The organism is Kitasatospora sp. NPDC022856 (assembly GCF_055561235.1).
Window position 1 is genome coordinate 104,323 of sequence record NZ_JBVHHE010000015.1, and the last position, 11,815, is coordinate 116,137.

Consider the following 11,815-nt stretch of genomic DNA (forward strand, 5'->3'; position numbering starts at 1 on the left):
GACGTGAGCACCACGGCGCGCTGCCATGCCTCCCCAAGCCGTCGATCACGCCACGCCCGGCACGATCCGGGGTGCGGTCCGCGACGGGGGCCCGCGAGGCGGCGCGGCGCCCCTGCGTTCCCGGCCCTGCGTGCCCGGGCCGGTCGCCCTAGGGTGGAGGGGTAGCGGCGCCGCCGGGCGGCCGGTGGACCTGCCGTCGGGCCCGCTCCCGCACGAGGTGCCCCGGGGGAGGGCGGCCCGGTCCCGACCCACCGGCGGAGCGAGGTGCGATGCGGTTGCCCCACCGGGCGGCGTCCCCGCTCCTGCCCCGCCCCGATCCCCCGGTGGCGCACCGCGCGGTCCGGGTCACCACCGCCGCGTGCACGGGCTTCTACGTCTTCCGCTACGGCTTCGACCAGCCGGTGACGGCCACCTACGCCCTGTTCGGGGCGATCGCGGTCGGCGTACTGGCCCGGGTGGAGGGCGGCGCGCGCGCCCGGGGTCGGACGCTGCTGCTGACCCTGCCCTTCGCCTGGGCGCTGGTCTGCCTGGGCACCGCGCTGGCCGTGCACGCCTGGACGGCGGCGCTGGGCATGGTGGGCGTGGGCTTCGCGGTGTCCTTCGCCTCGGTGGGCGGACCGCGGCTGGTCGGGCTCACCACCGGGCTCCAGCTCTTCTACATCCTGCCGTGCTTCCCGCCCTACGCCCCGGACACCCTGCCGCAGCGGCTGGCCGGCGTGACCGCGGGCCTGCTGCTGCTCGCCGCCGCGGAGCGGCTGCTGTGGCCGGAGCCGCCGCCGAGGGACTACCGCGACCGCGTGCGGAGCGCCGCCCTGGCGCTGGCCGGGCTGGCCGACCGTGCCGCCGCGCACTGCGGCGGGCCGCCGCCGACCGCCACCGGCGCCGTGCCGGACGATGCCACCGCGGCGGACCGCGCCCGGGCCCTCCTCGACGACCTGCGGTTCTCCCGGATCCCGCTGATGGAACGGCCCGCCGGCCCGGGGGCCGCCGACCGCGCGCTCACCCACTGCGCGACCACGCTGCAGTTCATCGGAGCCGAGCTGCTGCGGATCCGCCGGTTGGGCGCCACCGGCGGGCCCTACCCCGAGGCGGCCGCCCTGGTGGCGACCACCGCCGGTGCGCTGCGCGCGGCCGCGGCGGGGGTTCGGCCGGACGGTCCGGTCCCGTCCGCCGCGCCGGTCGAGACGCGGATCGCCGCCTTCGACGCCGACCGCACCTCACCGGCCGGCGGTACCGACGCGTCGGACGGCCCCACCGGCCCCACCGTCGCCCGGCTGGCGCTCGGCACCCTCGCCCTGAGCGCCGCCGAGGGCGCCCGCTTCCTCACCCTCGCCACCCGCACCAGCCGCCGGGCACCGCCGCCGCCCGACAGCACCCCGCCCGACCAGCGCCCCGGCCCGTTCTGGTACGCCTACGAGCCGACGCCGATGCTCTGGTGGCGCCGGATCCGCGGCAACCTGACCCCTCGCTCGGTGTACTTCCGCAACGCCCTGCGCACCGCCGGCGCCCTCGGCGCGGCCCGTCTGGTGGTCGGCGCCCTCGATCTCACCCACGGGTTCTGGGTCCTGCTGGCGACCCTCACCCTGATGCGCACCAGCGCGGCCGACACCCGGATCACGCTGCGCCCCGCCCTGGCCGGCACCGCCGGCGGCGCCGTCGTGACGGCGCTGCTGCTGATCGCGGTCGGCGAGCACCCCGTCTTCTACGCCGCCGCGCTGCCGCCCGCGATGCTGTTCGCGTTCGCCTTCAGCCCGGGGCTCGGGCTGGCCTGGGCGCAGGGGACGTTCACCGTCGTGGTCGCCATGGTCTTCACCCAGCTCGCCCCGGCCGGGTGGCGCCTGGCCGAGGCCCGGCTGGTCGACGTGGCGACCGGTGCCACGATCGGCATCCTCGCCGGGCTCTGCGCCTGGCCGCGCGGCGGCGGTCACGACCTGCGGCGGCGTACCGCCGAGCTGCTGGACCGCAGCGCCGCCGCGCTGTCCGAGACCGTCGCCGTGGTCACCGGGTCGGGCCCGGCCCGGGGCGCGCTGCAGCGGGCCCGGCACAGCACGCTGCTCACCGAGGCGCTGTACGCCCAGTACCGCAGCGAGCGCCACCAGTCGGCCGGGGAGGGCCCGAACTGGCAGGCCGCCGTGCTGACCGGGCAGCACACGGTGCGCGGGGCCGAGCCGCTGCTCGCCCGGATCCCGCCGGGCACCGCGGCCTCCGGCCCGCACGGCGGGGCGGCCCTGGTCGGCCGCGCCGAGCAGGTCGCCGCGGCATTCCGCCGCGAGGGCGCGGCGCTGCTCGACCCGGCCGGGTTCGCCGCGGCGGACCGGGCGCTGGCCGAGGCCCTCGCGGCCCTGCACGAGGACCGCGTCACGGCCACCCGAACGCCCGAGGACCCGGTCTCACTGCACACCGTGGACGTCACGCTCTGGCTCACCGGGCTGCTGGACGACCTCGGCCGGGTCCACGGCTCCGCCCGGGCCGCCCCGGGCGGCACGCCGGCCCCGGCAGAGCGCCACGCTTGACAGGTAGGCAAGCCTTACCTAAGTTGAACGTCCATGTTCCGCAACCGCCCCGACACCACCCACCCGGCCGCCCTGCTGCGACGCCTGCGTCCGGGACCGCTGCCGATCGACCCGCAGGCCGATGTCGGGCGGCGGGCCTGGGCGGCCTGTCCGGGCTGCGACGACGCCCGCGGGTGTGCCGGCTGCGCGGAGCGGCGCAACTGCCGCGAGCACTGGCGCTACCTGCTCTCCAACACCGGCAGCGTGCTCCACCTCCAGTGCCCCACCTGCACCCACGTCTGGGACCACGAGACCGGCTTCGGCGCCACCCGGCAGGAGATCCGGCGCCCGGCCTGAGCGGCGCCGCCGAGAGCACCGCACGGCCACCGGGCGGGCGGCCGCGTTCGGGTAGAGTCACCGGCACGGGGCGGCCGTTCGCCGTCCCACGGCCTGCGCGAGGCGCGCGGGCCGACCGTCGTACCGGGGCCGATGACGCCCCCGCGAGGATCCGCCGGCAGGAGAAGCAGCGTGTGCGAGCCCCGGGTACCCGGCGCCACCGCCTGCCCGCCGTGAGCTTCCACGCCTGAACCGCCCGGCCGCCCCCACGGGGCCACCGCACTCACGCGTCGGAGCCCCGGGCCACCGGAGCACCCGCCCCCGGGCGACGCGTGGGACGCGGCCGCGGCCTTCCGCACCCCGTCCGTCCCCCGCGCACCCGCCGGTCGCGCCCGAGCACGACAGGTCCACGCCGTCTTGCAGATTCCCCCGCCCACCGCTGCCGCACGCCTGCGCGCCGCCCGCCCCGACTGGCTGACCGACCCGAAGGTCTGGCGCACCGAGGTACTGGCCGGCCTGGTGGTCGCGCTCGCGCTCGTCCCCGAGGCGATCTCGTTCTCGGTCATCGCCGGCGTACCCCCCAAGATCGGCCTGTTCGCGTCCTTCACCATGGCGGTGACGATCGCGATCGTCGGCGGGCGCCGCGCGATGATCTCGGCCGCGACCGGCGCCGTCGCGCTGGTGATCGGGCCGCTGAACCGCGAACACGGCTTCGGCTACCTGGTCGCGGCGGTGATCCTGGCCGGCGTCTTCCAGATCGTGCTGGGCGCGCTCGGGGTGGCGAAGCTGATCCGGTACGTGCCCCGCTCGGTGATGGTCGGCTTCGTCAACGCGCTGGCGATCCTGGTCTTCATGGCCCAGGTCCCCGAGATGACGGACGTGCCGTGGCCGGTCTATCCGCTGATCGCGGCCGGCCTGGCGCTGATGGTGTTCTTCCCGAAGGCCACCAGCGTCGTCCCCGCGCCGCTGGTCTCGATCACCGTCCTCACCGTGGTCACCGTGGCGGCCGGCCTCGCGGTACCGACCGTCGGCGACAAGGGCGGCCTGCCGTCCTCGCTGCCGGTGCCCGGGCTGCCGGACGTGCCGTTCACCCCGCACACCCTGACGGTCGTCGCTCCGTACGCCCTCGCGATGGCGCTGGTGGGGCTGATGGAGTCGCTGATGACCGCCAGGCTCGTCGACGACATCACCGACACCCGCTCCGACAAGACCCGGGAGTCGGTCGGCCAGGGCGTCGCCAACATCGTCACCGGCTTCTTCGGGGGCATGGGCGGCTGCGCGATGATCGGGCAGACCATGATCAACGTGAAGGTGTCCGGCGCCCGGACCAGGCTCTCCACCTTCCTGGCCGGTGCCTTCCTGATGGTGCTGTGCATCGTCTTCGGCCCGGTCGTCTCCCGCATCCCGATGGCCGCGCTGGTCGCCGTGATGGTGATGGTCTGCTTCGCGACCTTCGACTGGCACTCCGTCGCGCCGAAGACCCTGCGGCGGATGCCGGCCGGCGAGATCGCCGTCATGGTGATCACCGTCGCCCTGGTCGTCGCCACCTCCAACCTCGCCGTCGGCGTCGTCGCCGGCTCGATCACCGCCATGGTGATCTTCGCGAAGCGCGTCGCCCACCGCGCCGACCTCACCGCCCTCACCGACCCGGACGGCGGCCAGGTGATCTACTCGGTCACCGGGGAGCTCTTCTTCGCCTCCAGCAACGACCTCGTCGCCCGCTTCGACTACGCGGGTGATCCGGACCGGGTGGTCATCGATCTGAGCCGGGCGCACATCTGGGACGCCTCCTCGGTGGCCGCCCTCGACGCGGTCGAGGCCAGGTACGCGCAGCGCGGCAAGTCCGTCGAGATCACCGGCCTCAACCGGCCCAGCGCCGAGATCCACCGCAGCCTGAGCGGCGAACTCGCCGGCCACTGAGGCCGCCACCGGTACCACCGCGCCCGCCCTCCGGTCCGTCGGAGGGAGGGCGCGGTGCTGTGCCGGCGCCGATCAGCCCGGCAGCGCGTCCAGCAGGAGCTCCGGGCGCACCGGGAGGTCCCGCACCCGGACCCCGGTGGCGTGGTGGACGGCGTTGGCGACGGCCGCGGCGGTGCCGACGATGCCGATCTCGCCGATCCCCTTGGAGCCCATGGGGTTCAGGTGCGCGTCCTCCTCGTCGATCCAGTGGGCCTCCACGGACGGGATGTCGGCGTTCGCGGCCACGTGGTACGCGGCCAGGTCCCGTTCGGCGTGGTCTCCGAACTCCCGGTCCATCGTGCTGTGTTCGAGGAGCGCCATCGAGACACCCATGATCATCCCGCCCACCAGCTGCGACCGGGCGGTCCGCTCGTTCAGGATCCGCCCGGCCGCGAAGACCCCGAGCAGCCGGCGCAGCCGCACCTCTCCGGTGTCGGCGTCGACCGCGACCCGGACGAACTGGGCGCCGAAGGCGTGCCGGGCGTACTCGCGACCGGCCTTGACCGCCCCCGTGGTGTCCGCCAGGTGGCGCAGCCCCTCGGCGGGCAGCGGCGCGGTGCCCCGTTCGGCCAGCGTGCGGCGCAGCCCGGTGCACGCCTCGTGGACCGCCCAGCCCCAGGACGCGGTGCCCGACGACCCTCCGGCGAGCGGAGCCCGGGGCAGGTCGGTCCGGCCGATCGCGACGCCGACCCGGTCCGCCGGCACACCGAGCGCCTCGGCCGCGATCCCGGTGAGGGCCGCCCGGGCGCCGGTGCCGATGTCGGTGGCGTTGGTGCGCACCAGGAAGGTGCCGTCCGGGAGGGCGACGGCCTCGGCGGTGGAGGGCGACACCAGCACGGGGTACGTCGAGGCGGCGACGCCGCAGCCGAGCAGCCAGGCCCCCTCGCGACGGGGCCCCCGGGCGCGCTCGCCCGCCCAGTCGAACCGGCGCGCACCCTCCCGCAGGCACTCCACCAGGTGGCGGCTGCTGAACGGGCGGCCGGAGTCCGGCTCCACGGCCGGTTCGTTGCGCAGGCGCAGGTCGACCGGGTCCAGCCCGCAGGCCTCGGCGAGCTCGTCCATCGCGCATTCCAGGGCGAACATGCCCGGCGTCTCGCCCGGGGCCCGCATCCAGGAGGGGGTGGGCACGTCCTGGCGGACCACCCGGTGCGACGTCCTGCTGTGCGGCGCCACGTACATCACGCGGGCCGGCACGGCGGCCTGCTCGACGAACTCGCGCACCGTCGAGGAACGGGTGACCACCTCGTGCGCCAGGGCGGCGAGCCGGCCGCCGTCGTCGGCTCCCAGGCGCAGCCGGTGCACCGTGGGCGAGCGGTGGCCGGTGAGGGCGGGCAGCTGAACCCGGGGCAGGGCGAGCCGGACGGGACGGCCGACGTGCCGGGCGGCCATCGCCGCCAGGACGACGTGCGGCCTGGTGGTGCCCTTGCTGCCGAAGCCGCCGCCGACATGCTCGCTGATCACCAGGACGTCCTGCGGCGCCACCCCGAACAGTGCGGCCAGGGTCTCCTGGACGTTGTTGCCCCCCTGGCTGGAGTCGTGCACGGTGAGCCGGCCGTCGGCCCACCGGGCGGTGGCGGTGTGCGGCTCCATCGGGTGGTTGTGCAGCGGGCCGATGCGGTAGGTGCGGTCGATCCGGACGTCCGCCTGCTGGTAGGCGTGGTCGAAGTCGCCGTGGGTGCGGACGGCGGGGTGGCCGCCGTTGGCCTTCTCGGGCGTGTAGAGGCCGGGGTGGTCGTCGGTGAGCACGACGTCGTGCGGTTCGGCGGCGTAGCCGATCCGGACGGCCTCGGCCCCCGCCCGGGCGTCCTGCGGGGTTTCGGCGACGACCAGGGCGGCCACCTCGCCGCGGTGCGCGACCCGGGGGGACTGCAGCACGGCCAGCGTCGGGTCGCCGTCCGCGGGCAGGGTGAGCACGGGTGCGTCGCGGTGGCTGAGCACCGCGAGGACCCCGGGGATCGCCAGGGCGGCGGCGGTGTCGACGGCGGTGATGTCGCCGCGGGCGACGGTGGTGGGGACCGGCCAGGCGTGGAGCAGCCCGTCGGGGTGGTGGTCGCCGGCGTAGCGGGCGGCTCCGGTGACCTTGTCCAGGCCCTCCGGTCGGGCGAGGTCGCTGGTCATCGCTGCTCCTGACCGGTGGCGAGCAGGCCGAGTTCGCGGACGGCGAGCCGACGGGCCAGCGCCACCTTGAACCCGTTGTCGGGCAGCGGGCGGGCGGCGGCCAGTTCGGCGTCCATGGCGGCTCCGACGGCGGCCGCCGTGAACGGCTCGCCGAGCAGCGCGGCCTCCGCGGTGAGGGCCCGCCACGGCCGGGGGGCGAGGGCGCCGAAGGCGAGCCGTACGGTCTCGACCCGGCCGTCGCGCAGGGTCAGGAGGGCGGCGAGCGAGCACGTCGCGAAGGCGAAGGAGGCCCGTTCGCGGACCTTGCGGTACACCGAGCGCGCCCCGGCCGGGGGCGGCGGCAGCTCGACGGCGGTGACGAGTTCGGCGGGCCCGAGTTCGGTCTCGCGGTCCGGGGTCGAGCCCGGCAGGCGGTGGAAGGCGGTCAGCGGCATGGTCCGGTCCCCGGCGGGGCCGGTCAGGTGCAGGACGGCGTCGACGGCGACGAGCGCCACCGCGAGGTCGGAAGGATGGGTCGCCACGCAGTGCTCGGAGGTGCCGAGGACGCCGAGGTCGCGGTGGACGCCGGTGCGGGCCGGGCAGCCGGAGCCGGGCAGCCGCTTGTTGCACGGCTTGGAGACGTCCTGGAAGTAGAGGCAGCGGGTGCGCTGGAGCAGGTTGCCGCCGGTGGTGGCGGCGTTGCGGAGCTGGCCGCTGGCCCCGGCCAGGACGGCCCGGGACACCACCGGGTGGCGCTCGCGGACCAGCGGGTGGTCGGCGAGGTCGCTGTTGCGCACGTTGGCGCCGATCAGCAGGCCGCCCTGCGGTGTCTCCTCGACGCGGTCGAGCGGTAGGCGGGCGATGTCGACGAGCAGCCCGGGCCGTTCGACGCCGAGCTTCATCAGGTCGACCAGATTGGTGCCGCCGGCCAGGGCCTTCGCGTCCGGACGCCCGGCCAGGAGGGCGACGGCGGCGGCCACCTCGGTGGGCCGGGTGTAGCCGTGGGGCTTCATGCCGGACCCTCCTCGTTCCCCGCCCCGGCCCCGGTGGCCGACGCGCCCCGGCCCTCGGCCTGGGCCTGCCGGACGGCCCGGACGATGGCCGGGTAGGCGCCGCAGCGGCAGACGTTGCCGCTCAGCAGTTCGCGTAGCGTCGCCTCGTCGGTCGGAGCGGGGTCACCGGCGGTCTCCGCGAGGACGCCGGCCGCCGAGCAGAGCTGGCCCGGCGTGCAGAAGCCGCACTGGAAGGCGTCCTGTTCGAGGAACGCCCGCTGGAGCGGGTGCGGGCCGTCCGGGCCGGCCAGGCCCTCGACGGTGGTGACCGCGCGGCCGTCCTGGGCGACGGCCGGCAGCAGGCAGCTGTTGACCCGCCGTCCGTCCAGCAGCACGGTGCAGGCACCGCACTGGCCGTGGTCGCAGCCCTGTTTCGCACCGGTCAGACCGAGCCGGTCGCGCAGCACGTCGAGGAGGGTGGCGCGGTGGTCGACCGTGAGGGTGTGCGGCCGATCGTTGACGGTCAGGGCGATCCCGCTGCTCGTCGCGAGGGTGTCGGTGGCATCCATGGGCCCACGCATTCCACGCGGGGCCCCGCCGGACACCCCCCGACCCGCCCGACAACCGCTTCGCCGTACACCGCCCCGGCGGGCGCGCCGGTGGTTACCGGGTCCGCCGGTGGTCACCGGGTCCGCCGGTGGTCACCGGGTCCGCCGGTGGTCACCGGGTCCGCCGGTGGTCACGGCGGTGCGAGGTCGCCCTCCGGGCGGCCGGCTCCGCCGTCGGGGGCCGGTGCGGACACGAACAGGCCGAGGGTGTCGGTCAGCACGAGGAGCCGCCGCACCACCTCGCTGGCCGCGGTGATGACCACGTCGCGCCCCCCGTGGTGGGCGGTCACCCGCAGGCGCAGCAGGGTGTTGAGGCCGGTGCTGTTGCAGAAGGAGACGCCGGACAGGTCGACGTCCAGGCCGCTGCCGCTGGCGTCCAGGGCCCGTTCGAGCGCCTCGTCGAGCGGCCCGGCGGCATCGAGGTCGATCTCCCCGGTCACCCGCACCAGGACCCGGTCCCCGTTCCGCGCGGTCTCCCAGTGCACCCACAGGCCGTGCGCGAGCCGCTGTCCGAGCGGGCGGCCGCCGTTCACCACCGCCGCCGGCGAGGCCGGCGCGGCGTCGGTGCTCCTTCGGTACGGGTCTTCGACCATGGCCTCCTCCTCCGGGCGACGCAGGCGGACCCTTCAAGGGTGGGCCCTTCAAGGGTGGGACCCATCGCTTCGCTCGTCAACCGATGCCCGAACGCCGATTCGCCTGTGGCAAGAAGGGAATCGGCACTCCTAGGATGGGAGTATGGCCGTGGAAGGATCAGCGCGAACGGGCTGGACGTTCGTGACCAACCACGCCCGGGTGCTCGCCGCGATCGCCCGCGACCCCGGGGTTCGGCTGCGCGATGTCGCGCTGGAGGTCCAGCTGACCGAGCGCGCCGTCCAGGCCATCGTGACCGACCTGGAGCAGGCCGGCTATCTCACCCGGTCCCGGACCGGGCGCCGCAACCTCTACCGGATCGCCGCCGGCACCTGGCTCCGGCACCCGGCGGAGTCCGGGCTGAGCGTGGCCGAACTCCTCGACCTGCTGGCCCGGGCCCACCACGACGGCGCCCCGGGGCAGGGGGCGGCGGAACCCCCCGGGGCCGGGGAGCAGGACGGCGCCGGGCGCCGACACGCCCCGCAGCGGTCCGACCGGCACGCCGGCCGCCAGGTGTCTTGACCGGGTGGGGGTCGGTCAGTCCGCCGGGATGTGCGCGAGCATCCGCTCAAGGCCGCCCACCCAGGTGGCCCTGAGCGCGTCGATCGCCCTTTCCTCGACCTGGAGGCCGGCCGGAGCCGGCGGGCCCGGAGGCCCGGCCGGCCCGCGGCGCGGCGGGGACCGTCAGCCCTCGGCCGGCAGCTCGTAGACGTGGTCCGGGGTGATGATCGAGGTGATCGCCCTGGCCAGCAGGGTGCTCGGCTCGAAGCCGTCGTGCAGGATGTCGGTGTTGATCAGGAGCACCATGGTGGCCTCCTGCTCCGGCAGGTACATCGTCACGCTCTCGTAGCCCGGCAGCGAGCCGTTGTGCCCGACCCAGCCGTGCGTCCGGAAGAGCCCCAGGCCGTACCCGGCGCCGTCGAAGCCGGGGACGGTGATGAACTTCTCCCGCTGCGCCTGGGTGGCCGGGGACAGCAGGGTGCCGGTGGCGACCACCTTGGCCCAGCGGCGCAGGTCGTGCAGGTCGGAGATCATCGCACCGGCCGCCCAGCCCCAGCTCGGGTTCCAGTCCGTGGTGTCGGCGACGTCGCCGCTCAGCGTCTGGTTCGTGTAGCCGTGCGCGTGCGGCTGCGGGAACTCCGCGCCGGTCGGCAGGAAGGTGTGGTCCAGGTGGGCCGGCCCGGTGACCCGCTGGTGGACGAAGTCCTTGAGCGGCATCCCGCCGAGCTTCTCCACCAGCAGGCCGAGCAGGACGTAGTTGGTGTTGGAGTACTGGAACGCCGCGCCCGGGGCGAAGACGTTCTGGTGGGTGAAGGCGTAGGCCAGCACCTCCTGCGGGGTGAACGACCGGGTCGGGTCGCTGAGCAGCGCCTGCTGGAAGGCCGGGTCGGCCGTGTAGGAGAACAGGCCGCTGCGCATCTCCAGCATCTGCCGGACGGTGATGTGCTCGCCGTCCGGGACGCCGTCCAGGTAGGCGGCGATCGGGGTGTCCAGCCCGACCAGGCCGTCGTCGACCAGTTCCAGGACGGCGGTGGCGGTGAAGGTCTTGGTCTCGCTGCCGATCCGCATGTTGAAGTCGGTCCGCATCGGCGCGCCGGTCACGGTGTCGGCGACCCCGGACGAGCGGACGTAGGTGCCCCGGCCGGGCAGCCAGAGCCCGACGATCACCCCGGGGAGCCCGCCTCCAGGCGCGTGCACTCGATCGCCTCGTCGAGGCGGGCCGCGAGCGCGGGGTCCAGCCCGTGCGGCGGCCGGCCGTCGGCGGACCGGTCGGCGGCGGTGACGACCGCCGCCGGGGCGGCCTGGACCGGGGACACCGAGAGGGTGACGGGCGCGAGGGTGGAGAGGGCGAGCAGGGCGGTGGCCAGTCTGCGTGCGGGCACACGGCGCATGGGTGGGGGTCTCCTCCGGAAGTGGGCGGACGCTGCGAGGCCAAGGTCACCACCCCCGTGGCCCCGCCCCGCGCGCCCGCCGCCCACCCCCCGGCGAGTCCATCCGTACGGACCACCGCCACGCTCGGCCCCCTCAGCTCACCGGGCCGGGCCGGCGGCGCCGCACGCCGCCGCCGGAAATCCTGACGAAATCCTTACGCGAGCGCCTCAGGGCCGGACACCACCCCCCCTGACCTGCCGCGACGACCGTCCGCCGACCGGGCGGGCCACCGGCCGCGCCCCGGTCCCGCCCCGGCGCCCCCGGTCCGCCCCCTCCGCTCCGGGAGCGGACTCGCCGAGGGGAGTACGATCGCGCCGACGAAGCGCCAAGTGGGGTCGACCGCAAGCCCGGTGACGCTCAGTGCACCCGGCGGCCAGGCCGCCGGGAGCCGCGGAACCGCTCGCCGTCCCCCCACCGGGCGCGTGAGGCGACGAGTCGAACGGGGGCGGTCGGCATGAGCACACCGGCGGGTAGTGGTCAGTTCAGCGTGAACGGTCAGGCGATGAAGGGTTCGCAGTCGGCCTTGAACGGCATGGCCCTCGACTGCCCCACCATCGGCGCGCTGGCGGACGAGTCGACCAACGCGGCGGCCGCCGCGCACCAGGGCTGGGACACCGCCGGTGCGCTGCGCGCGGCGCTGGCCGAATGGCACGAGCAGGTCGAGCAGTTGACCGCGCGGCTGCACCGGAACAGCTCCGCGATGGAGCAGACGACGCTCAACTACCACACCACCAACCAGTCCATCGCCGACCTGCTCAAGGTGAAGTGA

At 75.6% G+C, this 11,815-nt stretch carries 9 protein-coding genes and 1 pseudogene; 5 read left to right on the forward strand and 5 right to left on the reverse strand.

What is annotated here, in order from left to right; genetic code table 11:
* The first annotated feature begins 269 nt into the window (after positions 1-269).
* The 3 genes from ACZ34W_RS20570 (at position 270) to ACZ34W_RS20580 (ending at position 4,748) form a co-directional block, all read left to right on the forward strand.
* The gene (locus ACZ34W_RS20570; RefSeq protein WP_465606001.1) at positions 270-2,513 is read left to right on the forward strand and encodes an FUSC family protein; all 2,244 of its coding nucleotides are present in this window, start codon (positions 270-272) and stop codon (positions 2,511-2,513) included.
* A 33-nt stretch (positions 2,514-2,546) separates the two neighbouring features.
* Positions 2,547-2,849, forward strand: a complete 303-nt coding sequence (locus ACZ34W_RS20575; protein ID WP_352287878.1) for a hypothetical protein — start codon at positions 2,547-2,549, stop codon at positions 2,847-2,849.
* Between the two features lie 396 nt (positions 2,850-3,245).
* Positions 3,246-4,748: a SulP family inorganic anion transporter gene (locus ACZ34W_RS20580; RefSeq protein WP_465606003.1), complete on the forward strand. Its 1,503-nt coding sequence runs from the start codon at positions 3,246-3,248 to the stop codon at positions 4,746-4,748.
* A 72-nt stretch (positions 4,749-4,820) separates the two neighbouring features.
* Here ACZ34W_RS20580 and ACZ34W_RS20585 read toward each other — a convergent pair whose 3' ends face one another.
* The 4 genes from ACZ34W_RS20585 to ACZ34W_RS20600 all read right to left on the reverse strand — a co-directional run bounded on the left by ACZ34W_RS20585 (position 4,821) and on the right by ACZ34W_RS20600 (position 9,077).
* On the reverse strand, positions 4,821-6,905 hold the full coding sequence (locus ACZ34W_RS20585) for a xanthine dehydrogenase family protein molybdopterin-binding subunit (protein WP_465606005.1): 2,085 nt from the start codon (positions 6,903-6,905) through the stop codon (positions 4,821-4,823).
* Entirely contained in the window at positions 6,902-7,897 is a 996-nt protein-coding gene (locus ACZ34W_RS20590; protein ID WP_465606007.1) for an FAD binding domain-containing protein, read from the reverse strand. The genes ACZ34W_RS20585 and ACZ34W_RS20590 overlap by 4 nt, the downstream gene beginning before the upstream one ends.
* Entirely contained in the window at positions 7,894-8,445 is a 552-nt protein-coding gene (locus tag ACZ34W_RS20595) for a (2Fe-2S)-binding protein (RefSeq protein WP_465606009.1), read from the reverse strand. The genes ACZ34W_RS20590 and ACZ34W_RS20595 overlap by 4 nt, the downstream gene beginning before the upstream one ends.
* Positions 8,446-8,615: 170 nt before the next feature.
* Positions 8,616-9,077, reverse strand: a complete 462-nt coding sequence (locus ACZ34W_RS20600) for an STAS domain-containing protein (protein ID WP_465606011.1) — start codon at positions 9,075-9,077, stop codon at positions 8,616-8,618.
* A gap of 142 nt (positions 9,078-9,219) precedes the next feature.
* Here ACZ34W_RS20600 and ACZ34W_RS20605 point away from each other — a divergent pair, with 142 nt between their 5' ends.
* The gene (locus tag ACZ34W_RS20605) at positions 9,220-9,636 is read left to right on the forward strand and encodes a helix-turn-helix transcriptional regulator (protein WP_329485707.1); all 417 of its coding nucleotides are present in this window, start codon (positions 9,220-9,222) and stop codon (positions 9,634-9,636) included.
* Between the two features lie 162 nt (positions 9,637-9,798).
* Here the strand turns inward: ACZ34W_RS20605 and ACZ34W_RS20610 are convergent.
* A pseudogene (locus tag ACZ34W_RS20610) lies at positions 9,799-11,006 on the reverse strand (serine hydrolase domain-containing protein).
* Between the two features lie 542 nt (positions 11,007-11,548).
* Here ACZ34W_RS20610 and ACZ34W_RS20615 point away from each other — a divergent pair.
* Positions 11,549-11,815 carry a hypothetical protein gene (locus ACZ34W_RS20615; RefSeq protein WP_329485709.1) on the forward strand — a complete coding sequence of 89 codons (267 nt, stop codon included), beginning with the start codon at positions 11,549-11,551 and terminating at the stop codon, positions 11,813-11,815.